The 24,067-nt window shown below is 66.4% G+C and carries 26 protein-coding genes; 10 read left to right on the top strand and 16 right to left on the bottom strand.

Annotated features, from left to right (window positions below; all coding sequences use genetic code 11):
- Positions 1 to 44: 44 nt before the first annotated feature.
- Together IEY07_RS06745 and IEY07_RS06740 are read right to left on the bottom strand one after the other, a co-directional pair.
- The gene (locus tag IEY07_RS06745) at positions 45 to 824 is read right to left on the bottom strand and encodes an RES family NAD+ phosphorylase (RefSeq protein ID WP_229669782.1); all 780 of its coding nucleotides are present in this window, start codon (positions 822 to 824) and stop codon (positions 45 to 47) included.
- Positions 772 to 1,377, bottom strand: coding sequence for a hypothetical protein (locus IEY07_RS06740; RefSeq protein ID WP_188894367.1), 606 nt, complete (start codon positions 1,375 to 1,377; stop codon positions 772 to 774). Before IEY07_RS06740 ends, IEY07_RS06745 begins: the two co-directional genes overlap by 53 nt.
- Positions 1,378 to 1,522: 145 nt before the next feature.
- Here IEY07_RS06740 and IEY07_RS06735 point away from each other — a divergent pair, with 145 nt between their 5' ends.
- Positions 1,523 to 2,077 (top strand): GNAT family N-acetyltransferase, encoded by a 555-nt coding sequence (locus IEY07_RS06735; RefSeq protein ID WP_229669781.1) that lies wholly within the window; start codon positions 1,523 to 1,525, stop codon positions 2,075 to 2,077.
- Positions 2,078 to 2,099: 22 nt separating this feature from the next.
- On the opposite strand, the gene murA is transcribed toward IEY07_RS06735, so the two are convergent.
- From murA to IEY07_RS06710, 5 genes are read right to left on the bottom strand one after another with little or no spacing between them, the layout of a single operon-like run.
- Positions 2,100 to 3,398, bottom strand: a complete 1,299-nt coding sequence (gene murA, locus IEY07_RS06730; protein ID WP_188894365.1) for a UDP-N-acetylglucosamine 1-carboxyvinyltransferase — start codon at positions 3,396 to 3,398, stop codon at positions 2,100 to 2,102.
- 3 nt (positions 3,399 to 3,401) lie between these two features.
- Entirely contained in the window at positions 3,402 to 4,766 is a 1,365-nt protein-coding gene (locus IEY07_RS06725; RefSeq protein ID WP_188894364.1) for a M16 family metallopeptidase, read from the bottom strand.
- A complete protein-coding gene (locus IEY07_RS06720) occupies positions 4,763 to 6,043 on the bottom strand; it encodes a M16 family metallopeptidase (RefSeq protein WP_188894363.1) in 1,281 nt (426 codons plus the stop codon). The genes IEY07_RS06725 and IEY07_RS06720 overlap by 4 nt, the downstream gene beginning before the upstream one ends.
- A gap of 34 nt (positions 6,044 to 6,077) precedes the next feature.
- Positions 6,078 to 6,641, bottom strand: a complete 564-nt coding sequence (locus tag IEY07_RS06715) for a mismatch-specific DNA-glycosylase (protein ID WP_188894362.1) — start codon at positions 6,639 to 6,641, stop codon at positions 6,078 to 6,080.
- Between the two features lie 26 nt (positions 6,642 to 6,667).
- Entirely contained in the window at positions 6,668 to 7,474 is an 807-nt protein-coding gene (locus tag IEY07_RS06710) for an alpha/beta fold hydrolase (RefSeq protein ID WP_188894361.1), read from the bottom strand.
- 62 nt (positions 7,475 to 7,536) lie between these two features.
- Between IEY07_RS06710 and IEY07_RS06705 the strand changes: the two genes are divergently transcribed.
- On the top strand, positions 7,537 to 7,950 hold the full coding sequence (locus tag IEY07_RS06705; protein ID WP_188894360.1) for a MarR family winged helix-turn-helix transcriptional regulator: 414 nt from the start codon (positions 7,537 to 7,539) through the stop codon (positions 7,948 to 7,950).
- On the opposite strand, the gene IEY07_RS06700 is transcribed toward IEY07_RS06705, so the two are convergent.
- Positions 7,951 to 8,511, bottom strand: coding sequence for an NADPH-dependent FMN reductase (locus IEY07_RS06700; protein ID WP_188894359.1), 561 nt, complete (start codon positions 8,509 to 8,511; stop codon positions 7,951 to 7,953).
- Positions 8,512 to 8,664: 153 nt separating this feature from the next.
- Here IEY07_RS06700 and IEY07_RS06695 point away from each other — a divergent pair, with 153 nt between their 5' ends.
- Positions 8,665 to 9,582, top strand: a complete 918-nt coding sequence (locus IEY07_RS06695; protein WP_229669780.1) for an aldo/keto reductase — start codon at positions 8,665 to 8,667, stop codon at positions 9,580 to 9,582.
- A gap of 75 nt (positions 9,583 to 9,657) precedes the next feature.
- Here IEY07_RS06695 and IEY07_RS06690 read toward each other — a convergent pair whose 3' ends face one another.
- Positions 9,658 to 10,038 (bottom strand): DUF427 domain-containing protein, encoded by a 381-nt coding sequence (locus IEY07_RS06690; RefSeq protein ID WP_188894357.1) that lies wholly within the window; start codon positions 10,036 to 10,038, stop codon positions 9,658 to 9,660.
- A gap of 100 nt (positions 10,039 to 10,138) precedes the next feature.
- Between IEY07_RS06690 and IEY07_RS06685 the strand changes: the two genes are divergently transcribed.
- Entirely contained in the window at positions 10,139 to 11,071 is a 933-nt protein-coding gene (locus tag IEY07_RS06685; RefSeq protein ID WP_188894356.1) for a methylenetetrahydrofolate reductase, read from the top strand.
- Here the strand turns inward: IEY07_RS06685 and IEY07_RS06680 are convergent, their stop codons facing one another.
- Complete coding sequence (locus IEY07_RS06680; protein WP_188894355.1) at positions 11,072 to 12,013, bottom strand: bifunctional methylenetetrahydrofolate dehydrogenase/methenyltetrahydrofolate cyclohydrolase; 942 nt, start codon at positions 12,011 to 12,013, stop codon at positions 11,072 to 11,074.
- Positions 12,010 to 12,591: a cyclodeaminase/cyclohydrolase family protein gene (locus IEY07_RS06675; RefSeq protein ID WP_188894354.1), complete on the bottom strand. Its 582-nt coding sequence runs from the start codon at positions 12,589 to 12,591 to the stop codon at positions 12,010 to 12,012. The genes IEY07_RS06680 and IEY07_RS06675 overlap by 4 nt, the downstream gene beginning before the upstream one ends.
- Positions 12,592 to 13,803: 1,212 nt before the next feature.
- On the opposite strand from IEY07_RS06675, the gene IEY07_RS24545 reads away from it, so the two are divergent.
- Positions 13,804 to 14,736, top strand: a complete 933-nt coding sequence (locus IEY07_RS24545) for a LamG-like jellyroll fold domain-containing protein (protein WP_308422922.1) — start codon at positions 13,804 to 13,806, stop codon at positions 14,734 to 14,736.
- A gap of 31 nt (positions 14,737 to 14,767) precedes the next feature.
- On the opposite strand, the gene IEY07_RS06665 is transcribed toward IEY07_RS24545, so the two are convergent.
- Genes IEY07_RS06665 through IEY07_RS06655 form a run of 3 tightly spaced genes read right to left on the bottom strand, consistent with a single transcriptional unit; the run spans position 14,768 to position 17,379 of the window.
- Positions 14,768 to 15,595, bottom strand: a complete 828-nt coding sequence (locus IEY07_RS06665) for an RCC1 domain-containing protein (RefSeq protein ID WP_229669778.1) — start codon at positions 15,593 to 15,595, stop codon at positions 14,768 to 14,770.
- 18 nt (positions 15,596 to 15,613) lie between these two features.
- Positions 15,614 to 16,402, bottom strand: a complete 789-nt coding sequence (locus IEY07_RS06660; protein ID WP_188894352.1) for an ABC transporter permease — start codon at positions 16,400 to 16,402, stop codon at positions 15,614 to 15,616.
- The gene (locus tag IEY07_RS06655) at positions 16,399 to 17,379 is read right to left on the bottom strand and encodes an ABC transporter ATP-binding protein (protein ID WP_188894351.1); all 981 of its coding nucleotides are present in this window, start codon (positions 17,377 to 17,379) and stop codon (positions 16,399 to 16,401) included. Before IEY07_RS06655 ends, IEY07_RS06660 begins: the two co-directional genes overlap by 4 nt.
- Before the next feature lie 230 nt (positions 17,380 to 17,609).
- On the opposite strand from IEY07_RS06655, the gene IEY07_RS06650 reads away from it, so the two are divergent.
- On the top strand, positions 17,610 to 18,590 hold the full coding sequence (locus IEY07_RS06650; protein WP_188894350.1) for a hypothetical protein: 981 nt from the start codon (positions 17,610 to 17,612) through the stop codon (positions 18,588 to 18,590).
- A gap of 22 nt (positions 18,591 to 18,612) precedes the next feature.
- Here IEY07_RS06650 and IEY07_RS06645 read toward each other — a convergent pair whose 3' ends face one another.
- Together IEY07_RS06645 and IEY07_RS06640 are read right to left on the bottom strand one after the other, a co-directional pair.
- Entirely contained in the window at positions 18,613 to 19,452 is an 840-nt protein-coding gene (locus IEY07_RS06645; protein ID WP_188894349.1) for a polysaccharide deacetylase family protein, read from the bottom strand.
- A 480-nt stretch (positions 19,453 to 19,932) separates the two neighbouring features.
- On the bottom strand, positions 19,933 to 20,961 hold the full coding sequence (locus tag IEY07_RS06640) for an ABC transporter substrate-binding protein (RefSeq protein WP_188894348.1): 1,029 nt from the start codon (positions 20,959 to 20,961) through the stop codon (positions 19,933 to 19,935).
- A 287-nt stretch (positions 20,962 to 21,248) separates the two neighbouring features.
- Here IEY07_RS06640 and IEY07_RS06635 point away from each other — a divergent pair, with 287 nt between their 5' ends.
- The 4 genes from IEY07_RS06635 (at position 21,249) to IEY07_RS06620 (ending at position 23,898) form a co-directional block, all read left to right on the top strand.
- Positions 21,249 to 21,671, top strand: a complete 423-nt coding sequence (locus tag IEY07_RS06635) for a MerR family transcriptional regulator (RefSeq protein WP_229669777.1) — start codon at positions 21,249 to 21,251, stop codon at positions 21,669 to 21,671.
- Positions 21,671 to 22,675 (top strand): NAD-dependent epimerase/dehydratase family protein, encoded by a 1,005-nt coding sequence (locus tag IEY07_RS06630; protein ID WP_188894346.1) that lies wholly within the window; start codon positions 21,671 to 21,673, stop codon positions 22,673 to 22,675. The genes IEY07_RS06635 and IEY07_RS06630 overlap by 1 nt, the downstream gene beginning before the upstream one ends.
- 146 nt (positions 22,676 to 22,821) lie before the next feature.
- Positions 22,822 to 23,223, top strand: a complete 402-nt coding sequence (locus IEY07_RS06625) for a cytidine/deoxycytidylate deaminase family protein (RefSeq protein WP_229669776.1) — start codon at positions 22,822 to 22,824, stop codon at positions 23,221 to 23,223.
- 204 nt (positions 23,224 to 23,427) lie between these two features.
- On the top strand, positions 23,428 to 23,898 hold the full coding sequence (locus tag IEY07_RS06620) for a nucleotidyltransferase domain-containing protein (RefSeq protein ID WP_229669803.1): 471 nt from the start codon (positions 23,428 to 23,430) through the stop codon (positions 23,896 to 23,898).
- The last annotated feature ends 169 nt before the right edge of the window (positions 23,899 to 24,067 follow it).

Here is a 24,067-nt window from a genome sequence, read left to right as displayed (position 1 = left end):
GTGCGGATCTGAATGGTGGGCATCGTTGCAGGCCGGTCCACCAACTACTGCGAGACGATGGTCGCCTTCAGCGCGTTCGCGATTGTGTCGACCAGTAGTCGCCCCGGCCCCTGGAACAAGTCCTGACTGCCTGGTCCGAGCCGCTTCCACCCGCCGCGACCGACGTTGTAGCTGTCGGTGTAGATCACCATGGCCAGGGCAGGCTCTGAGTCGTGGAGTTCCGCTTGCCGCGAGTCCCAGACGAAGCCCTGCGCAGCGCCCCGATCGACATAGGCATCATGAAGCTGTTGCGCGATCATGCGGGTGCACGGATAGTGCTCGGCAGACGTTGAAACAAGCTGGTCGCGTCGGATGCCCAGGTCCCCGAGAGCCTCATCGCGCAAATCAACTAGATTCAGCCTTGCCGGTGTCGCCAGATGGGCAAGCAACTGCCGACGAAGATCGCCCTCGTAGATGATCCGGGCAGCCGATTGATGGACGTCATGAAAGATCGTCTCGAGGAGTGCTCCGGCGGGGGTCTGGGCGACATACCGCACGGGTACGCGACGTCCGTCCGACAGGGCGTCGAACGGCGAGAACCTAGCGTCGCCGAAGCCGGGGTTCGGCTCGTCATAACCCCAGGCACCGTCGTAGACACGGTAGAGAACTGTCTGTTCGGCGATCTGCTCGACGTGCAGCACAGAACCGAGTTCGGCCGGCTTGATGACGGGACACCGAGTCGGATCAGGGCAGACCAGATCCTGCGACGGATAGTCCATCTGGCGGGTCCGCCTAGGCAGCCGGCCTGTGCCGGCTCGCGAACCGTTGCGCCGCACGCCGGACACGTGTCGGTTCCGTCGACATCAAGTCCACCGGGACCCCACCGGACAAGAGAGGTGTTCCGACGACGAGCCACGTCCACAGTGTCCATCCGTCCACTCCAGCACCCAGCAGCGCGTCGAGGATCGGTGCAAGCTCTGCGCGGGGCTTGCCTTCTGCGTTCAACTGAAACGCCGGGATGATGACCTGGTTGCCGATCTTGACGGTGAACAGTCGCCTTTCGGCCTTCTTCCTGGATACCCAAGTCCGGGTCGTCGACGGTTGGGAATGACCAAGCAGCTCGCCGAGCGTCTCATTCGTGTACACCGGGGACGCCAGGAGCCGGCGTCGGCGATCGGCCTGCTTTCTTGCCTGTTCGATGGCCGCCGGAGGGGTGAGATCAAGATCCGCCTCCGCCATCACCTCGATGAGGTTCGCTGCCGTTGTCGAGCCGCGCTCGGACTGCAGTCGACGAGCTGCCCGGAGAAGTCGCAGAGCCTCCGTGGCATCCGATGGTTCGAGACCCTCGATCTCAACACCCCATCGCGTGGGCAGGATGGTGTATCCCGCGGCCTCCATCCGGTCCTCGGGCGAGATCTGGTCGGGTCCCTTGCGATCGTGGACAGTCATCCCCGGCATCTCCTGGAATCACTGTAGCGCCTGTCATACAACGTCGGGACCGCTACACGCGTCCCAAACGAGAGACGCGCGCTACCTTGTCCGGGTGCACGTCGCCTACACCGAGATCGATCCCCGTACCGACGCCGACGAGATCGTCGCGTTCCTGACCGGGAACAGCTTTCCCTTCCACGGCCGGACCTCCTACACGCCCGCCCAGGCGCGGGAATCGGTCGCCGGCGGCCGGTTCCGCTCCGATGATCATCTCGGCTTCTGGATCGACGCCGACGGCCAGCGGGTCGGCCTGGCCGTCCTGGACGATCTGGAGGATCTCGCCGGCGGCGGCAATCCGGTCTTCGATCTGCGGCTGGACGAGCGCTTCAGGGGACAGGGGCTCGGCGTGCCGATCCTGAAGGAACTCACCGCACTGGTGTTCAACCGGTTTCCCGGGGTCGCCCGCTTCGAAGGACAGACCCGCGAGGACAACATCGCGATGCGCACGGTGATGTTGCGCGCCGGATTCATCAAGGAGGCCCACTACCGGGAGGGCTGGCCGGTGGAGGGCGGCGAGCCGAAGGCATCGGTGGCGTACGCGATCCTGCGCCGGGACTGGAGGACCGGGACGACGACGACCTTCGTCTGGGAAGACCTGGTCGTCTAGGGCCCCTATCGGGTTCAGGGACTCAGCGGGTGTTGACAGTCAGGCCGAGTGCCCGGAACTGCTCGACCGGCCGGTGGTAGCCGCGTTCGATGTGATGGACGCCGCGCAGCGTCGACGGTCCTTCGGCGACCGCCGCGGCCAGCACCGCCGAGAATCCGGCCCGGATATCGGGCATGGTGACGTCGCCACCGTGCAGCTTGCTGACACCGCGGACCACCGCCGAATGCACGGCGCCGGTGTCGTGATAGCGGCACGCCGGTCCGCCGAGACAGGTGTCATAGGTCTCGATCTCGGCGCCCATGCTCTGCAGTGCCGGCACATAGGCCAGCCGGTTCTCGTACACCGTCTCGTGCAGGACCGACATTCCGTCGGCCTGGGTGAAGAGCACCATCAGCGGCGTCTGCCAGTCGGTCGCGAAGCCCGGGTGGGTGTCGGTCTGGACGGCAGCCGGCCGCAGGCCGCCCGGTGCCGAGGCCATGATCCAGTCGTCGGTGATGTCGAATTTGGCGCCCATCCGGGCCAACGTCGTGATCGGGGTGACCAGCCGGTCCTGCGGACATCCGTGCACCCGGACCTCGCCACCGCTGACCAGGCCGGCGACCAGGTAGGAGAAGGCCTCGATCCTGTCACCGCCGAGCCGGGTGCGGGCGCCGCGCAGCTTGTCGACTCCGTCGACGACGATCCGCCGGTCCGGGCTGAAGGCGATCCCGGCGCCCATCCGCTGCAGGAAGAGCGCCAGCTCGGTGATCTCCGGCTCCGTCGCAGCATTGGAGATCACCGTACGGCCCTTGGCGAGCACGGCGGCCAGCAGTGCGGTCTCGGTGGTCATGACGCTCGGATACGGGAGGTCGATACGAGTTCCGACCAGCCACGTCGCCCGGGCCCTGATGCCGTCGGACTCGATGCTCACCTCGGCTCCGAAGCGGCGCAACGCCTCGACGTGGAAGTCCACTGGGCGGCGACCGATCGGATCGCCTCCGACTTGCGGTATGAACGCCTCGCCGGCCAGGTGCAGCAGCGGACCGAGCAGCAGGATCGGGATCCGGTTGACCCCGCTGAACGCCTTCGGGACACTCGGCTCGGCGACCGGGCCTGGGACGATCGTGATCGAGTCGTCGGTGCGCTCGACGGTCATGCCGATGTGCTCGAGCATGCCGGCGGTCAGACCGACCTCGCCGACGTCCGGCGTGTTGCTGATCGTGCTCGGGCCGTCGGCCAGCATCGCCGCCACCATGTGCTTGCTGACCGCGTTCTTGGCGCCGCGGACCGTGACGTCCCCGCGCAGCGGCCCCGACGGCTCGATCTCCCAGGTCGCGTCCATGCCTCAGCCTTCCAGGTCGATGATCTCGATGTCGGCGAAGCGCGCCTGTCGCAACGGCTCGGCGATCTTGTCGGCGTCGCCGGCGACGGCCAGCGTCAGCTGGTCGGGGTCGACCAAGGATTCGTACGCGGCAGCCGCCGATTCCGGGGTGACGTCGCGAAGCCTGGCCAGCCGCTGGTCCAGGTAGTCGTCGGGCAGTACGGCCAGCGCCTGGATCGCTGCCTGATCGGCGACTCCGTCGGCGGTGGCGTACCGCAGCGGGGAGACTCCGGCGAAGTAGGTCACGGCGTCCTTGACCTCGGCCGGGGTGAAGGGCTGGTCCTTGATCGACAGCAGGTCGCGCGCCCGGGTCAAGGCGTCACCGATGACCTCGGTCCGGAAGGATCCCGAGACCGAGAAGGTGCCGCCGGAGCGCAGCGGGTTGAAGCCCATCCGGACACCGTAGGTGTAGCCGAGCTCCTCGCGCAGCACGCCGTTGAGCCGGGACAGGAAGGCACCGCCCATGATGTAGGAGGCGACGCTGATGTCGGCCCAGCGAGGATCCGTACGATCGATGCCGAAACCGCCGAACTGCAGGTCGGCCTGGACTGCGCCCGGCCGGTGCACGATCACCGATCGGCGGGCGCCCGGCTCCGGCGGGCGATGATCAACTGCCCGCTGATGATCACCGCTCCAGACTCCGAAATGCTGCTCCACCAGGGATTGCACCGTGTCGGGGAGTTCACCTGCCAGGATCAGCTTGCTGCCACGCGGGCCGAAATGATCATGGTGGAAGCTCTGTGCGGCTTCGGCGTCGACCGCTGCGACGGTGTCCGGCTCGCCGTCGTTCATCCGGGCGTAACGGGTGCCGGCTGCGAAGACCGTACGGCGGAAGGCGATCGCGGCGGCCTGGCTGGGATTGGCACGGGCCTGGCCGATCTCGGCCAGCCGCAGCTGCACCTGCCGATCGATGTCCGGTCCGGCCAGTGCGGGGATGGTGACCGCCTCGGCGAAGAGGTCGAGTGCTGCGTCCAGCCGCCGCGAGGGCACGTCGAGGATCAGCTGTAGCCCGGCCGAGCTCACATCGAGGCCGAATCCGGCGCCGGCCGTCTCGAGCAGCTCGGCGAATTCGTCGGTGCTGTGCTTGGCGGTGCCCTCGTCCAGGGTCCGGCAGGTGATCGTGGCGACCCCTTCCAGTTCACGCGGCTCGGCGGCCAACGGCACATCGAGCACCAGACTGGCCGAGATCACGTGCTGGCCTGGCAGGTCGTAGCTGACCACCTCCAGACCGTTGTCGAGAGTGGCCCGACGGGGTGTCGGGAAGCTCCAGGGCCCGGGCTCGGCGATGTGCGGTCGCGGGCCGGGCGCGAAGGCGTTGGGCTGGCTCATCGGCCTTCCTTCCGGTAGATCAGCGACGCGCGCCGCTCGGGTGTGAACCACTCGGCGACCGCCGCGGACACCTCTTCGGGCGTGATCGCCTCGACCTCGGCGAACCGGGTGTTGATCAGCTGCGGGTCGTCGTAGAGGGTGGCGAAACCGCTCAGCTGATCGGCACGGGAGTCGATCCGGGCCAGTTCCTGCATCCAGTGCCGCTCGGTCTGGGCCTTGGCCCGTTCCACCTCGGCGCTGGTGGGCGGCTCGTCGGCCAGCCGGTCGATCTCGGACAGCAGCGCGTCCTCCAGCTCCTCCGGGGTCGTACCGGCTCGGGCCCGCGCACCGACCATGCCGAGCGAATTCCCGCCGACCAGTCCCATCGCACTCGCGTACGCTGATTCGGCGATCTCCCGGCCGCGGACCAGGCTCTTGATCAGCCGGGAGCTCTGGCCCTGTCCCAGCACTCCGAAGCCGAGATCAAGAGCGTCGAAGCCCGGCGCGCGGTCAGCCGGCAGCCGCCAGGTCAGGTAGACGGCCTCGCTGGGCACGTCCTGGGTGGTCTCGATCCGCGGCAGGCCGGTCAGCGGTGGCAGCGGGTCGGTGATCAACTTCTCCGGCCGGTCGGCGGCCGGGACGATGTCGAAATACTGTGCCGCCTTGGCGAAAGCGGTCTCGGGATCGACGTCACCGACGATCGACAGCACAGCGTTGTTGGGCATGTAGAAGCGACGGAAGAACTCCCGGGCGTCTTCGACACCGGCCGCGTTGAGGTCGTCCATCGAGCCGATCACGGTGTGCCGGTAGGGATGGCCTGTGGGGAAGACCTGGTCCAGGATCCGCTCCATCACATCGCCGTACGGGACGTTGTCGTAGCGCTGCCGCTTCTCTTCCTTGACGACCTCGCGCTGATTCTCGAAATTCTCAGCCGTCAGCGCCGCCAGCAGGCTGCCCATCCGGTCCGCCTCGAGCCAGAGCGCCAGATCCAGGCCGCCGGCCGGCAACGCCTCGAAATAGTTGGTCCGGTCGAACCAGGTGGTCGCGTTCACGGTGGCGCCGGCAGGCTGCAACAGCGCGAAATGCTCCGAGCTCTTGACGTTGGCCGAGCCCTGGAACATCAGGTGCTCGAAAAGGTGGGCGAAACCCGTCCGGCCTTCCTCCTCGTGCCGGGAGCCGACGTCGTACCAGAGATTGACCGCGACCGAGCCGGTCGCGTGATCAGGACTGGCGATCACCCGGAGCCCGTTGTCCAGGACGTGCTCGGCGACCGGATAGTCGAGGCTGGCAGAGGTCATGGGCCCCATCACAGCACACTGCCGAAACGGCAGCTCACAGCAGTCCGGCCGCACGCGCGGCTTCGGCGTACTTGGCGGCCAGCGAATCGATGGTCTCGTGCGCATTGAGTCCAGACGGGTTCGGTACGATCCACAGCTCGGCCCCCTCCAGCGGCTCGGGCTGCCGGCCCAGTTTGGCCGACCGCGCGCCGAAGGCGGTCCGGTAGGCAGTGATTCCGGCCATGGCCACGACCCTCGGGCGGTGCGTCGCGACGAATGTCCGCAGCCGTACGGCGCCGGCCCGCAACTCCTCCCTGGTCAGCTCATCGGCACGGGCGGTGGCCCGGTTGACCAGATTGGTGTTACCGATCCCACGCTCGATCAGATACGTTCGATCGGAATCGGTGAAGCCGGCTGCCGGATCGATCCCGCGATCGATGATCCCGGCCCGGCGGAGGGCGGGGTAGAACCGGTTTCCCGGATGGGCGAACGGGGTCTGGACCGCCGCCGTCCACAGACCGGGGTTGATGCCGACGAACAGCAGCTTCAGACCCGGCCCGACAAGATCGGGGATCGACTCGTCGCGATGGCTCTCCAACTCGGCTCGGGTGAATCCCACAGACGGCGAGGATAGCCGTCGACTAGCTAGCGGCGGGAGCCTTCCGGTGCAGCGATGAAGTCGCCGAGGAGGGCCGCGAAGGTTCGCGGCGCCTCCAGTTGCGGCAGGTGCCCGGTGTCGCTGATCAATTCGAACCTGGCACCGGGAATCGACGCGGCATAGGCCTTTCCGATCTCCGGGTCGATCATCCGATCATGATCTCCCCAGACCACGAGGGTCGGGACGGTGATCTTCGCAAGCCGATCAGTCAGCGTCGGGTCGGCCATCTCGGCACCGGCGTAGTCGTGGAGCGCCTGCATCCCGGCCGCCATCGCAGCGCGAACGGCCGGCGGCAGAGTCGTCGGATCGACCCGGAAGCGGTCCGGGTCGGCATAGCTGAGCTCGGCGATCTGACCGAAGTCGAGAGCGAACACGTCGGGCACCGGATGGTCGGCAACGGCCAGACCGGCGGCATCGACGACGACCAATCGGGACAGGGTGGCAGAGGTGAGGGCCGCGATCTCTGCTGCGATCCAGCCGCCTACCGAGTTGCCGACCACGACCGGGTTGTCGAGCCGCTCGTGCTCGAGCAGTGCGACGTAGAGCCGGGCGAGATCAGTGATCGTGTTCAGAGCCGGGTGTCTTTCGGTGCCGGCGAAACCGGGATGGGTGGGAATGATCACCCGCGCGTTGTGGGTCTCGGCGAAGCTGCGGGCGAAAGCGTCGAAGGATTGCGGGCCGGCTCCGCCGTGCAGGAACAGCACGGGAGGGCTCGCGTCGGCAGGGCCGTACTCGGTGATCGTGACGGGAACGGTGGTCTGGTCGAGGGGAATCGTTGCGGTGCGTGCGGTCATACCGAGGACTCTATATAAACATGTTGATATAAGCAAGCTGATTCAGACCTAGAATCATTGCCATGACGCGTTCACCATCCCGCATCGGTCTCGACATCAAGCGACTGCAGTCCCAGCATCACCGGGCGATCGACAGCGCGCTCGCGCCGCTGGGGATCTCTCTGGTGCAATGGGATGCCCTCCGTCACCTGTCTGAGAATCCCGGTGCATCCCTGCATGATCTGGCCGTCCTCACATTCCAGTCGGATCAGGCCTTCGGGACCCTGGCGCGCCGGATGATCGACCGCGGGCTGCTGGAACGCGTACCGGGTCCGGGCCGGGCGATCCGGCCGAAGATCACGGCGAAGGGCGGCGAACTCCGTCAGCGGGCGCAGGTAGTGGTCGACGAGGTGCTTGCGGACTCGCTGGGCCGGCTGTCGCCCGCCGACCTGGCCCGCTTCGACAATCTGCTCCAGCGGCTGGTCGACGACCGATGATCACCGCAATGGCTTCAGTGCGGCATCGAGCTTGACGAACTCATCCAGTTGCAGCGACAGCACGGTGGCCTGCTGCTCGTTCGGCTCGAATTCGCCATCGTCGTTGACCTGCTTCTGGGGGAAGTTGATCTCGATGTTGCCCTTGGTGAGCACCATGCCGAGTGCGGTCACCACCGGCCGCAGCGCGACCTGGGCGCGGGTGCCGCCAGAATTGCCGCCCCAGTTGACCAAGCCGACCGGCTTGCGATCCCACTCGGTGTGCAGGTAGTCCAAGGCGTTCTTGATCGGCGCCGAGTAGCTGTAGTTGTACTCCGGGAAGATCAGCAGGAAGGCGTCGGCGGCCTCGACCCGCTCGCTCCAGGCGATCGTGTGGGCGCGTGTGTACTTCTTCATCCGGGGATGATTGGGTTCGTCCATCAGCGGCAATCGCACTTCGGCGAGATCGGCATAGTCGACGGTGAAGCGGCCGTCGGCCTCAGCCGCCGTCCGGACCCACTCGCCGATGGGCAGGCCGACGCGCCCCTCTCGGACGCTGCCGTTGATGATCAGAAGTTTGGGCACCGTACCGCCTTCACGAGCAGAAATTCTCACATGTGGTGGGGGAGCGTAACAGTGCCGGCAGAGGCCGCAGGCAGCAGGTACTTGTCTTCCGGCAAGCAACGCGAAGATGATCATGATGAGCACCTCTCCACCCTTCGACTCTGTGAGGTATCAGTGCCTGACCTACCGAAGCGAGAACTCGGCCGTACCGGTCTCCAGGTGACGACCCTCGGCTACGGCGCGATGGAGTTGCGCGGTATGCCGCGCGGACGCGACATCTCCGAGGACCAGTCCGAGCGCATCCTGAACGCCGTCCTGGACTCCGGCATCAACTACATCGATACGTCGGTCGACTACGGGCTGAGCGAGGAGCGGATCGGTCGCTCCATCGCCGGCCGGCGCTCTGAGTACTACCTCGCCTCCAAGTGCGCGTGCTGGGCGTTGCCGGGCGAACCTCCGCCGGCACCGAACGGGCGCAATCCGCATGTCTTCACCGCAGAGAACGTCCGGGCCGGAGTCGAGCAGAGCCTGCGCCGGATCAGAACGGACTACCTCGACGTCGTCCAGTTCCACGCCAGCCCGTCCCGGCAACAGCTGGAGGAGCACGGCGCGCTCGAGGAACTGCAGAAGCTCAAGGACGAGGGCAAGGTGCGCTTCCTCGGCGTGTCGGGCACCCTGCCCAACCTTCCCGAACAGATCGAGCTCGGCGTGTTCGACGTCTTCCAGATTCCCTATTCGGCGCTGGAGCGCGACCACGAGGATGTGATCACCGAGGCGTCCGAGGCCGGCGCCGGCACCGTGATCCGCGGAGGGGCTGCCAAGGGCGATCCGGGCAAGGGAGAGGGCGTGTACTGGGACCGCTGGCTGAGCGCGGGGATCGACGATCTGCTCGATGGCGAATCCCGCCAGGAGTTCATTCTGCGCTTCACCTTCTCCCATGCCGATCTTGACACCACGATCGTCGGCACAGCCGATCCGGATCACCTGCGGGACAACATCAATGCCCTGCTGAAGGGGCCCCTCGACCCGGCGTTGTATCTCGAGGCGAAGAGTCGGTTAGCCGGTGCCGGCTTCACCCCGCAACCTGCCTGAAAGCTGTCCGCCTCGACGGCCATTGCGTCCGCGGCGCTGCCGATCCGGTTGGGGCTGACTGAAGCCGCTGGCGGATCAGTCCACCGGCGTGGAGACCACGTCCACCCGGTCGGTATAGAAGGCCACGTACTCGTCGATCTCCGCGAGCGCGTCATGCGGTTGCTCGTAGGTCCAGACCGCGTTCTCCAGCAGGCCGTCGGCCGTACGGATGCTGAAGTAGGAGGCGTCACCCTTGTACGGGCAGTAGGTCTTGTGGTCGGTCCGCTCCAGAGCGGTCATGTCCACATCGGCCCGAGGGAAGTAATGGACGACCGGATAGCTCGCCTCCGCCAACGCCAGCGTCGACGTCGACTCCGCGATGGTCCGGCCGGCGACGATTGCCGTGACATGATCCGGGGACGGCGTGACAGTGATCGGGTGATCCGGACCGGGGACTTTGATCGGCTTCTGGCTCATGAGGGTCGCAACAGGGCATCGCGATCGCGAATTCCCGTTCCGCGGAACACTCGTCACCCGGTTCGACCGCCCCAGGCCCGCCAGACGGTAGCGTCGCCTCGTGGATCTGCGACAGCACCTTCGTGACGGACGGGGCGAATTCCTCCTGTTCGCGATCACTCCACCGCGGGCTTCGACGAAACCCGAGCGCCTGGAGACGATCGCCGAATCGACGCTGCGCCGGTTGGAGTCCCTCGATCCCGACGGCGTGATCTTGTACGACATCGCCGAGGAGAACGACCGCAACCCGGATGCGCGGCCGTTCCCATTCCTGCCGACGGTCGATCCGGCCCACTACCTGGCCGACTACCTGTCCGGCCCGCTGGGCGGCTGGCAGAAGCCGACGATCGTCTACCGGTCCGTCGGGAAGTACCCGGAGCCGAGTTTCGAAGCCTGGCTCGCCGAGCAGCCGACCGACCGGGTGCTGTCGGTGCTCGTCGGCTCCTCCTCGAGCGTCAATCCGGGGCTGACCTCACTGAAACGCGCCTACGCCCTGCGCGAGGCCGTACAACCGGACCTGACGATCGGGGCCGTCGTGATTCCGGAGCGACACGCTGCCCGGGGCGACGAGCATCTGCGGATGCTCGACAAGCAGGCGGCCGGTTGCTCGTTCTTCGTCAGTCAGGTCCTGTACGACGTGAACGCGGCCAAGAATCTCGTCTGTGACTACCGCGACGAGTGCGACGCTCGAGGCATCAGCCCACGGCCGATCGCGTTCACCCTGTCGGTCTGCGGCTCGGTCAAGACGTTGGAATTCCTGACCTGGTTGGGAGTTCAGGTGCCGCGCTGGATCCAGCGCGATCTCACTCGGAGCGACGACACGTTGGCGGCGTCGTACGACCAGGTGCGCGCGATGGCGCTCGACATGCTGGCCTATTGTCGGCGGCTCGACGTCCCGGTCGGCTTCAACGTCGAGAGCGTCTCGACCCGGAAGGTCGAGATCGAGGCCGCGGTACGGCTGGCCGGAGAGGTCCGGGCTTCGCTGCGCCGCTGATCAGCGGTCGACGCGTTCGCCGGGAGCGGCGGCCGTACGCGCCGCCACCAGGCGGGTCAGGTTGCGGGCCGCCATCGCGATCGTGAGCGGGCCGACGCGCGGTACGAAGACGCTGGCCCGGTCCAGTACGGACTCCTCGTAGTTGCTGTATTCGGCAACGTCGACGCAGATGGCGCCCGCGCGGATCTCGTCGCCGCGGATCCGCTCGAAGGTGGGGGTCGGGACTGCCGAGATCACCACGTCGGCGGCGGCGAGCGCCGTCGCCCGGTTGATGCCAGAATCGCGGACGTCATGCTTGTGCCGGCCGATCGCCGGCTCGAAGGTGACCGCACCGGTGATGTCCAGCGAATGCACTCGTGCACCGTCGTTGGCGAGCATCGCGGCCAGCGGGCGGCCGACGAGCTCGCTGCGGTTGATCACGCAGGCGGTCACACCCTCCAGCGGTGCGTCGCCGCGGCGGCCTCGCATTCCTGCGTGCTGCAGCAACTTCAGGATCGCCAGCGGAGTGCACGGCAGGATCGCGCGGACGGTGCCCTCCGGGTCCAGGAACCGCTGGTTCTCGTACAACAACCGGCTCCAGAAGGAGTGCAGCCCTTCGACGTCCTTGCGCGGATCGACGAGTTCCCGCAGCCACCGGTCGCCACCCGGATCGGTGAGCGGGTAATAGAGGAAGATGCCGTCCACTGTCGGGTCGATGTTGGCGCCGGCGATCGTGGCCTCGACCTCGTGCGGCTTGACGTGCCGGACATCGAGTTCGATGCCGACCTCCTCGCAGCCCCGCCGGGCGTAGCGGGCGTAGGTCGCCGCCGGCCCCTTGCGCTGTCCGAGCAGCCCGACGATCCGCAGTCTGCGCTCCGGGGTCGTCAGCCGGGCGACAGTGTCGCGTGTCGCTCTGCGGTATTCGGCCGCGATCGGGGACGGGTCGAGCACTCGGGCGGTCACGCCGGAATCTCCAATCGCGAGGTCACCGAGGTCCGGCGGTCCTGCAACCCGGCGGCCGAGTCGGAGTCGAGGCGCAGCAGGCCGGCGATGTTGATGTCCGCGGTCCGCAGAGCGGCCCGGGCCGAGCCCAGGACGAGGTCGCGTCCCGCCTGGACGTCGCTGACGACCGTCTTCTTCACCAGTGGTTCCACCTCGTGGGACAGTCCCACGGCCTCGGCGAAGGTCTCCACCAACTCCAGCGGACGTCTGGTCGCCGCAACGGTCGCCTCCTCGATCGTTCGCTTTCGTTCGGCGCGCTGGACGTCGTCGGTCCGGGGCAGGCGATAGGCGGCCATCAGCGCCGAGAAATCCTCGACATCGCCGTCGGCGGCCGGAACGATCCGCTCCCGAAGAGCTTGGAGTCTGCTGCCGAAGTCATCAAGGGACGGGTCTGCCGTGACGTTGATCGCCATCTGGATCAGTCCGACCCCGAGCGCCCCGGCAATCGCGGCGACGGATCCGCCTCCGGGCGTCGGATCCGAGGAAGCCGTCCGGCGCAACAGGTCGTCGAGGTGGGTCGACCACAAACTGGTGTTCACATCGGGTCAGGCTATCGATCTTCGATTGTCATCCGAAGTCCGCCGAGCTGTACACAACCGGTGGCTAGCGTCAGTGCCGCGTCAATCCGTCGACCCGAGAGGCACCATGAGCACGTACGACGACGCCGACACGAGCGCCAACGAGACGTCGGCAGCACCGACCGGCCACGATCTCCGGAAGGGCCACGATCTCCGGAAGGGACACGATCGCGGGAAGGGTCATGATCGCCGCGGATTCCTGCGCGGCGCGGCCTTGGCCGCCGCCGGGACGGCTGCGGTCGTCGGTGAGACGGCGGTCGGCGGAGTGCCCGCGTTCGCCGACGTGTCCGGCAGGAGCGCCTCGTCCGCCGGTGGCGGCAAGATCGGAAAGTGGACGCCGGACCCGGTCGCTCAGCAGTTCACCCTGGCGGTGATGCCGGACACCCAGTTCCTGTACTGGGGCAGCCAGGACAGTGTCAATCGGCAGCCGCAGGAGGAGTCCTTCCGCTACATCATCGACAACAGCGGAGACCCCGACAACAACATCGTCTTCATGGCACACCTGGGCGACCTGACCGAGGACGCCGATGCGTCGTCGTTCGCCGAGATCGACAAGGCGTTCGCGATCCTGGACTCGCACGGGGTCGCGTACAGCGTGCTCGCCGGCAACCACGACGTGACCGGTGACGACACCCGCGGCGACACCCCCTATTTGCAGACCATGGGCCCGCAGCGTTTCCAGCACAGCAGGACATTCGTCGGCGCCGACTCCAGCGGTTACAACACCGCGCACGTCTTCCAGGCGGCCGGCCGCTCATGGCTGCTGCTGGCGCTGGACTGGCGGACCACTGATGCCGGTTACGCCTGGGCGAACAAGATCATCAAGTCCTACCCGAAGCTGCCGGTGATCGTCACCTCCCACGACATCGTCGCATCGCCGTACGACGACAACGTCTACCCGTACGAGTCCGGCGATCCGGAGGACAACGCGATCTTCCAGGACAACGGCCAGGCGATGTGGGACAAGTTGATCAACGACAATGATCAGGTGTTCCTGACTCTCAGCGGCCACTACTGGCCGCCGGGCCGGACGACGAAGAAGAACGCCGCCGGCAACGACGTGCACCTGCACATCACGAACTACCAGAACCGCTACTTCGGTGGCGGTGCGATGCTGAGGCTCTACCACTTCGATCTTGATCGCACCATGATCGACGTCGAGACCATCAACCCGTGGATCCTCGCCCAGGAACCGGGATCGCGCAACGAGCTGGCCGGGGAGCTGTCCCGGGTCACCGGGCCGGTGGACGACTTCTCGGTCGCGATCGACTTCGAGCAGCGCTTCTCCAGCTTCATCCCCGTGCCGGCTCGGCCTGCACGGCCGGCCGGCAAGGAGCTGGTGCCGGGCACGCTGGCGTACTGGCGCTTCGACGGGCAGGGGGCATCCGGTACGTCACTCTCGGCAGGACAGACGATCAAGGACCTGTCGGGCAAGCGCAACGACCTGACGGTGGTGACCGTTCCGGGCACCGCGAGCGATGCGTTGACCTGGTCCGACGACCATCACCCGGACCAGCCCGGACATGCCAGCCTGAAATTCGTCGGGGGCAGGAACCCGGTGCACGGCAGCTATCTGACGACCGCCGACAAGGCCCCGCTCAACGCAGCGACCTTCAAGGCCGGGTACACGTTCGAGACCTTCGTGATGATCCCGTTGGCTGGGACGCCGGCAATAACGGCTGGGCGTCGATCCTCACCCGGCGGGGTTCTGCGTCGGCCGCCGGTAAGCACGGCGAGAACACCGATCCGGACGAGCCGGTGGTCCAGTTCGCGATCTCCAACAACGGCCGCGAACCGCAGTGGAACCACTATTCGCTCAACAACACCTATCCGACGACCAACTGGGGCCACGGCCTGGTGGAGATCAGGTGGTGGCATCTGGCGGTGGTCAACGACGGACGGCACACCCGGCTGTACGTCGACGGGGCTCCGGTCGTCGACAACCCCAGTCGACTGTCGGTCGGCCTGACAACACTCGGACTACCGTGGCTGCTGGGCGGCCACGAGTACGCCGGTTCCATCGACATCGTCTTCCTCGGCAGCGTCGGCGACACCCGGATCGTCAACCGGCCGCTGTCGGCGCGGGAGTTCCTGACCGCCAGGTAGTCGAGGTGAGCAGGTAGCCCAGGTGAGACCGTCAGGTCCGGATCCCTGACCAGGAATCGACTGCGCACTGCGAATCGCTGTTGTTTCCGGCAGCGACCACAGTGCCGTCGGCACGCAGACCGAGGGTGTGTGTGGAGCCGGCCGCCACCGCAACGATGTTGCGCCACCCCGCGACGTCGCACTGTCCGTAATTGTTGTCGCCGGCGGCGAGAACGTGCCCGGATGCCGTGACGGCGACGCTGTGATAGCTCCCAGCGGTCACTGCCACCACCCTTGTCCAGTCCTCGACATCGCAAGCACCGATTCGATGATCACCTGCGCTGCATACGCGACCATCGACGCCGAGCCCGAGGGTGTGCAGATATCCGGCTGCCACCGCGCTGATGTTGCGCCACTCCTCGACGGCGCACTGTCGGCGCAGGTTGTTGCCGACCGCGACGGCCGAGCCGTCGGCCCGGACACCGACGGAATGCCAGTCGCCGCAGGCGATTGCAACGATCTCGCGCCAGGGCTGAACGGCGCACTGTCCTTCCGAGCCGCGGCCGGCGGCGAGGACCGTGCCATCGGTGCGCAACCCGAGGGTGCGCCGCCACCCGGCGGCGATGGCGGCGATGTCCTGCCAGGCGCCGATGTCGCACTGCCCGTCGCCGTTCCAGCCTGCCGCCAGGACGGTGCCGTCGGCCCGGAGTCCCACCGTATGTGATCGTCCGGTGTTGGAGGCGGTGTGGACGTTGCCTGCCGCAACGGCGACGACGCCTTCCCATTCCTCGACACGGCATTCGCCGGCGGCACCGTTGCCGACGGCGACCACGGTGCCGTCCGTCCGACACCCGACCGAGTGTCGCCTGCCGGCTGCCAACAATGGAGATCCTCCCGATCAGACGCGGGCGGTGTCCTTGCGGAATCTCCAGACCGCGCCGGCAACGAAGATCGCCAGCCAGACGACGGCGTTGACGATCCAGACCCAGCTGAACGGCGTGCCCTGCAGGGCGGCCCGGCCGAGATAGTTGATCCCGTACATCGGGGTGAACTGGGCGAAGTGATCAAAGCCGCTGCCACGGGTGATCGGGATGAACAGGCCGCCGGCGAAGGCGAACATCACCAGCACGAAGGAGAGCAGCTGCATGACGTTCTCGGTCGGCAGCAGGTAGCCCATGAACAGGCCGAACGCGGCGAAGATCAGCGAGCCGATCCAGACCGTCAGCCCGGAGATGATCCAGGCCGAGACCGGCATGCTGGCTTTGCCGGTGACCAGCGCGACGATGTAGACGGCAAGCACTGAGGCGAGGCCGAGCGTCATCGCAGTGATCGCCTTGAGCAGCACGTAGGCGACAGGGGAGAGCGGAGTGAGCCGCAGTTGCCGCGACCAGCCCTGGGCGCGCTCGATCGAGACCATCCCGCCGCCGGCAGTGGTGGCCAGAGCGGAGCCGTACAGGGCCATGCTGATCGCTATGTAGGCAGAGACATTGCCGGTGCCGTACCGCTCGTCACCGTAGTTCTGCAGCAGCCCGAAGATGATGTAGAACGCGACCGGGAGCAAGATCGAGAACAGCGCGGTGCGCTTGTTGCGCAGCAGCCGGCGGACCTCGAGCTTGAGCAGCGTTGGGTTGAATCCTCCGGCGGCCGGTCCGCGACGATCAAGGTTCGGTACGGCCGGTGCGCTCATCGTGCTTCTCCTTGCTGGTGGTCGTTGTGCTGACCGGTCGGTACGGCGTCGTCGGAGGTCAGTGCGATGAACGCGTCCTCCAGCCCGCGGGCAGCGATTTCAAGATCATGGGCACCCGTCTGGGTGAGCAGATGGCGTGCGACCTTGTCGGTGTCGGAGGAGGTGACGATCAGCCGTTCACCCTGCACCTCCACGCTGTCGGCGGCCGGAATGCTGCGGAGCAGCTCGTCCGTCAGGTCGGGGACCGTGGCCGAGACCGTACGACCTGACGCCATCGCCTTGATCTGGGCGGACGTACCGTCCGCAACGATCCGGCCCCTGCTGACCAGCACGACCCGGTCGGCATATCGCTCGGCCTCCTCGAGGTAGTGGGTCGCGAAGATCACCGTGCGGCCCTTGCCGACATCGTCGCGGATCGCCTGCCAGAACGCCCGGCGCCCTTCGACGTCCATCCCGGCGGTCGGCTCGTCGAGCAGCAGCAGTTCAGGATCGGAGAGCAGCGCCATGGCGAAACGCACCCGCTGCTGCTCACCGCCGGAGCACTTGCCGACCAGATTGTTGGCGATGCCGGTGATGCCGGCGCGCTGCATGACCGAGTCGATCGACTCGGAGACGGCGAAGACGCTGGCGGTGTAACGCAGGATCTCGGCGACGGTGAAGTCTTTCAGCAGGCCACCGGTCTGCATCACGGCCGATACCAACCCGCGGGAGATCGCCTGGTGCGGATTCATCCCGTACACCTGGACCTCACCCTGGTCCGGTTGGCTCAGCCCGAGAATCATGTCGATCGTGGTCGTTTTGCCCGCGCCGTTGGGCCCCAGGAAAGCGAGCACCTCGCCGGAGCGGACGGTCAGGTCGATTCCCTGTACGGCATGGACCGAACCGAACGACTTGTGTACGGCGTCGAGCCGCACTGCCGGCGGGATCCCGGCCTGGGCCCGGTGCGCATCCGCACCGACCGGCTGCACAAATGACATGCCCGAAACCTTTCCGTTGCGGGCGGCTGACCGCCAGTCACCCGGGTCATCCAAATCGTGTGACAGATGTCAGGTGCTCGACCATCGGTATTGACCCCCAGCAGGCCCCGACCTCACTCAGCGTCGTCACAGAAGCCGGCACCACATCAGCATCCGGGTTCGGTGACCAGAACGAAATTCGGTGCCGTCATGGTCGGGGGCATGAACCGCCAGATCGCTAGCATCGGGCGATGCCGAGTTCGGAGAGCAGGTCGCGCTTGGGGGTTACTGCGCTCGCGACCGTGTTGATCTTGGTCCTGGGTGCGTGTTCGCACGCCAGCCCGACAGGTGATCACAAGCCGGCGCCGGGGTCGGATACCGGACTCAAATCCGCATTGGCCCGGATCTCCGACACTGCCGCGAACCGGAACGGCGTCTACTACGACGACACTGCCGGGCTGACCAAACTCACCGGAGACAGCCCCGCCGAGGGATTCGGACCGCTCCTGGGATTCGGCGCTTCCTCGCTCAGTTCGATGGGAAAGCCGCTCCGCGATGACACCGGCATCGATGTGGCGGGGGAGTCGTACGCGATCTCGGCCGGCCAGCCGCCGAGGGCTCTCACCGTCGTTGCCGGCGGTCAGGACGGTAGGCAGGTGACCAGCCGGTTGACCAAGCTGGGTTGGAAATCTGCTGCCGGTGCGCTGACTGCGCCGTCGGTGACGGCAACCTACGGAATCCAACTCGCCAAGGTCCGCCCCGACGGTTCCGACGTGATCATCGGTGGCACCGGCGCCGACCTGGATCGGGCCGGTGATCCGGACGGGGCGACGCTGGCCGACGATGCTCTCACCAGCGCGTTGGCCGGATGTCTCGGCGACGTGGTGACCGCCTACTTCGTCTCCGGCTCCACGGTGACGTCGTCCGGGATGACCGAGCTTGCGGCCGGAATCGCCCGGCCTGCCAGCGCGAGTGCGACGCCGAGAGCTGTCGTGTGCACGGCCTGGTCATCCCCGGGGACCGCGAGCAGGTATGCGGCCGCGGCACGTACCGACCTGAAGAGCGGGACGTCGGACGCCTCGAACAGGCCGTACTCCAGCCTCCTGAAGAATTCCGGCGTGACCTCGGTCGGCGGCCGACAGAACGTCGTTCGCTGGCAGGCGGACACGCCGGGCAACGCCTCCATGATCTTCACCATGGTCGTGCAGCGGGACCTTCCTGGTCTGGAATGATCGGCACCGAGCGATCGGGAAGTCACAGCCTCCGCGGCGCTCGTATCGGTGCGACCCGGCGGACTGGTGGATAGCTGCTGATGAGCTCGCCGACCGTACGCACGGCAAGGCCCTGCGCGGCGAACCGATCGAGTACGCCGGCCAGCACTGCCGCCTTGTCGAAATTCGGCAGACGTTCACCGGCACGCAGCGTGTGTGGATCGCCGCGGTTGTCGTGCAGGAGCAGGACGCCGCCGCTGAACACCCCGGCCAGGGCACGGTCCACGATCGCGCCGATCTCATCGTCGATCCAGTCCTTGGCGTCGGACGACCAGACGACCGTCGGGAGACCGAGGACCGCTCGGATGGCGGCAACCTGGGGCGCGGTGTGGGCGCCGTACGGCGGCCGGAACCAGGTGATCTCCCGTCCGATGACGTCCTCGACCTCGGTGCGGGCACGCCGCATCCGTCGTACGGCCTCCGGCACACTCATGGTCAGGAGCGAGTCGTGGGTGTCTCCGTGCAGCTGGATCTCGTGACCGTCGGCCACGATGCGCCGGGCGACGTCGGGGAACTGTCTGACATGGCGGGACAGCACGTAGAACGACGCATGAAGTCCGCGTTCGGCCAGCAGATCGAGGATCCGCGGCGTGTGTTCCGGATGTGGGCCGTCGTCGTAGCTGAGGCCGATCACCGGGTCAGCGGTGTCGACGCAGTAGATCGCGGCGAGACGGCTGAGGCGGCGCGGAAGAATCCGCGGCCAAGTGTCGGCTGCGGTGAACGTGCCGCCAGTCGGTGGTGCCTGCGGATGCGAAAGCTGGCCGAGCGGCACTACCGGTCCGGATTCAGTCTTGGTCATCTTGTCCTCAGGCGCAGCCGTCACATTGATCAATTCTGGATGCTATCGAGCCCCTGAATGGGCGGACCGCTTGGATCCCGGCCGTCGAGATCACCACCATGACCCGTGGCGGCGGCATCATCGTCGGATCCGATTGTCGGATCCGATGTTGCCGATCGAACGGAGTTCCGATGGCAGTCGCGCTGCCACCAGAGGCGGTTGGGCTGGGACTGGCCGAGTTGATCGTTGTTGCGGCTGTCGCCCTGGTCGTTGTGGTGCCCGGCGCTGTCCTCGTCCTTGTGCTCACCAGAGCTGGCCGACGTGCTCGACAGAGCACCCCGATGAGACGATGCCGTCGCCCGTGATCGGGCGTCGGGGACCTCGGGTCCTGGCTGCTTTGCCGGCGATCGCGGTTGTGACCTTCCCTATCTACCGGTGGTCCGGACCACGCGTGCTCGACTCGATCGTTGTGGGTGCGACGGTCCCGCTGATCAGAGAGGCGCCGTGAGCGAGACGGAGTTCAGTTCAGCGGGCGTTGTTCCATGTGGTCAGGATCGGCTCAATCTGGGTGAGAAGGGCCCTCGCGGTTCCGTAGCTGCTGGGGAAGAACCACTTGAGCCGGGTGAGGTGGTCGTTCTTGACAGCGGGGAGGCGCTGGAACAGTTTCTGTCCGGTCAGGGACTTGTCCCAGCTCGTGTTGACCGACCGGCCCAGGCCGATGGCAGAGGCTGGCCGCAGCTGTCCGAGTTGCTCGTTGGATAGCTGGGCGAAGGCGGTTTCTTGTGCCGCGGCGGCGTCGGTGAAGCGGAATCCTGCGCCCGCGAGGACCTTGCAGTGCGAGGCGCTGGTCGAGTAGCGGTACCAGCCATCGTCTCCGGCGTTGATGATCTCCCAGCGCAGGGTTTGGAGCAGGTCGGCGTAGGTGGTGCGGATCCGCTCTTGCACGGCGAGGAACTTCTGACGCAGCGGCTCGAGTGCCTCGATCTTGTTGACGGCATCGGCATAGCCGTGCGCCTGGTCAGTCCAATTGCCGACCGATGGTGCCTGCTCGAAGACGGCGGTCGGGGCAATCTCGCGCAGCTTGGTGTAGGGGAGCAGAGCCGGTGAGCCACTCGCCCAATCCGAGCCGACGATCAGGTCGGGGTGCAGCGCGGCGATCGCCTCGAGATCGACCTTGCCGGAGGAGTCGGCAACCAGCGGCATCGCGGCGAGCCTGGCCTTGTAGTCGGGCAGGAACTCCACGCCTCCCGTGGTGCCGCCGACCGGCGTCACTCCGAGGTCGAGCAGGTTAGCCGTTCCGATGAAACTGACTGCGACGACTCGTTTGGGATCGGACGGGACGTCTACCTTCCCGTGGATGGTGTTCACCTGACGGGTGCCTGCGCCGCTGGGGGCAGTGCTGGACTCGCTGTCGGATGAGCCGCAGGCCGCCAGCCCGAGTAGGGCGGCCGAACCGAGACCGCCCGCAAGGAACCCTCGCCTCGTTAACTCATCCGCGATGCCGGCGAACTCGGTGTCCACCTCGAGAATCGTTGGGTTGACGAGCGATGTCATAGAGCGCCTCCGTACGAGTTGGCCAACATTAAGTTAGGCAAGCCTAACCAATGTGTCGGGCTAGAGCTGCAGAGGGCCTGCGTTCCTACACCTGCGGTCTGTTATCAATCGGCATTCGCAGCCGCAGTCGCTCCGGGCGAGGTTATCGGCGGGGTATCTGACTCGTCGTGTTCGGTTGCGGGTGGATGGCTCGCTCCGTGCTGCGTATCTCGGGGACGTTCGCGAGTTGACTTGAAGCGCTTGAGGTTTTTCATGATGGCGGGGTGACCGATACAGGTAGGGCTTCAGTGAGTATTCAGGAGGTTGCGCGGCGCACTGGATTCAGCGAGCCGACGCTGCGCTACTACGAGCGGGTCGGTCTGATTCCTCGAGTGCCGCGGGATCCATCGAGCCGTCACCGCCGGTATCCGATGGAGTTGGTGGAGCGTCTTGAGGCGTTGGCATGCTTGCGTGCCAGCGGTCTGGGCATCGACGACATGAGGGCCTATCTCCTGGGGGTTGAGCACGGGGACGCGGAGCGGCTCGTCGCGCTCTTCGGCGAGCAGGTGGTGCGCTTGGATCAGGAGATGGCCGCGCTCCAAAGACGGCGGCGGTACGTGCTGTCGAAGGTCGGTCTGTGGCAGGCGCGGGTCAGTGACGACCCTGCCGCGGAGGCGGCCGCCACCCGGGAGACAGTCCAGGCTGCTGAGGAATTGTGGGGTGAGTTCTGATGCACCGAATCTTGGTTACCGGTGGGACAGGGTTCGTGGGCGGGTATGCGGTGCTCCGACTGCTCGACGACGGCTATGAGGTGCGAACGACCGTGCGCAACTTGAGTCGTGCCGACGAGCTGCGCCACCTTCTTGCCGGGCATGGTGCAGCGATTGGCCGGCTGGAAATCGTGTCAGCAGATCTGACCAAGGACGACGGCTGGCCGGCAGCGGCAGCTGGCTGCCAAGCAGTCCTCCATGTCGCATCGCCGTTCCCGTCAGTCGCGCCGGACGATCCCGAACAACTCGTCCGGCCGGCGCGGGACGGAGCGATCCGCGTGCTGGCCGCTGCCCGGGATGCCGGCGTGGATCGGGTCGTTCTCACGTCATCGTTCGCCGCGGTCGGCTACAGCCCGACGACCAACGGGGGGATCTATACCGAGCAAGACTGGACCGACCCGAAGGGCCAGCCTGCCTATATTGCGTCGAAAGCGATCGCCGAGCGAGCGGCATGGGACTTCGTCGCCGCCAACGGAGGCCCGGACCTGGCGGTGATCAACCCGACCGGGATCTTCGGCCCGGCACTGGGCCCGGACTACTCGGGATCGCTCGGCCTGATCAAACAGCTCTTGGACGGCGCTCTGCCCGGCACGCCCAACCTTGCGTTTGGAGTAGTCGATGTCCGCGACGTCGTCGATGCTCACCTACGGGCCATGACCAATCCGCGGGCGGCCGGTGAGCGGTTCATCGTGGTCGGCGGTTCACCGGTCACGATGCACGAGATCGCCATGATGCTCCGGTCGGGCCTAGGACCGGAAGCCCGCAAGGTTCCGACCCGGCAGCTGCCGTCCTGGCTGGTCCGCGGGTTGGCACGATTTCGGCCGCAGCTGCGGCCGATGGTCCCTGAACTCGGGAAACGGAAGCAGATCAGTAACGCCAAAGCTCGGGCCGTGCTGGGCTGGACGCCACGCTCAGTCCAGGAGACGATCATCGAGACGGGTCGAAGCCTGCTCCAATTGTCCTGAGGCTTACCATCCATCCGCCCGGTGATGATTCGCCGCTGTGAGCGGCCGATTCGCGTGCAACTGGCCGTCCAAATGAACCCGTTACGGCAGACGCCTGGCGCGAAGATGGCGGAATGAGTTCTACCGAGGTCTTGCCGTCGGCGCGGGTGCTGGACGCCGAGGACTTTGATCTGATTCGAGCCGCTGAGCAGGTGATCGACGGCGCCACCGACTCCGGACCGGGAGAGCCGGGCGTGCATACCGTCGGGTGCGCGATCCGCAGTTCAGATGGCAGCATCCAGACGGCTGTGAATCTCTATCACTTCACCGGCGGGCCGTGTGCTGAGATCGTTGCTCTGGCCAGCGCCCGCGCCGAAGGTATCCGCTCGCTGGCACGAATCGTCGCTGTGCGCAGGTTCGGTCGTGGAGTGATTGGTCCTTGCGGTCGGTGCCGTCAGGTTCTGGCCGACTATCACCCGGGCATCCGAGTGGTTGTGCCCGCCAAGGATCAGCTGATCAGTGTGGTCGTGGAGGACCTGCTGCCATTGGCATTCTCCCGCGAGGAATGACCACAGCAACAACTGACGGCCAAGGCCAGATCATGTGCCCGGTCACCGATCCCCTGTGACACACGTCGGCCGTCAACGTGCCGGATACGCACGGGCGGCGTACGGCCGTGTCCGCGGTGGAACGGCTGTCGGCACGGCCTGCCGGCGGTTGCGTGTCGGGGTGTCTGCCGGTCTACTGGGCACAGGCGGACAATGGCAGCCGTGATGGCTGCCTCCGGTGTGCTTGCTGTGTTGTCGGCGCTGCGTGCCGCGGGTGTGACTGCATGGGGCGACGGCGGTTGGGGTATTGATGCGCTGCTCGGCACAACGACCCGGGAACACTCCGACCTTGATCTGGTTGTGCTGATGCCGGAACTGAGCTCGGTGCGAGCCACCTTGTCCGATATCGGGTTCGGAATTGTCTTGCGGGACTGGCTGCCAGCAGCATTAGCTGTGGCTGACCAGGCAAGCAACGAGGTTGATCTGCACCCGATAAGCCCGGACGGCATAGGTGGCGGCCATCAGGAACTCCCCGACGGTGGCCGCTTCTACTATCCTCGGCCCGTGGTCGGGGAGATTGATGGGGTCGTAGTGGATTGCGTTGACGCGACCACCCAGGTCCTGGCTCACCAGGGATACACACCCACTGAGAAGGACCTCGCCGATCTGCTCCTATTGCGGTCACTAACGGATTGATCGCAGCCACTGCTGTGCCCGGTGCAGGATCCGCTCGCGGTGACGATGCGTGATCGTGATCTTGGTGTCTGCTGGGGAACGATCACCGGGCAGGGAACGGCTATCGGGCAGGGAACTTCGGCTCGGCGCCCCGAGATTGGTCGGATGGCAGCGGTTCTTTGGCCGGAGG

Origin of the sequence: Microlunatus endophyticus, from assembly GCF_014646195.1 — a bacterium.
Lineage (GTDB): Bacteria > Actinomycetota > Actinomycetes > Propionibacteriales > Propionibacteriaceae > Microlunatus > Microlunatus endophyticus.
This window is presented reverse-complemented; position numbering and strand designations above follow the sequence as displayed.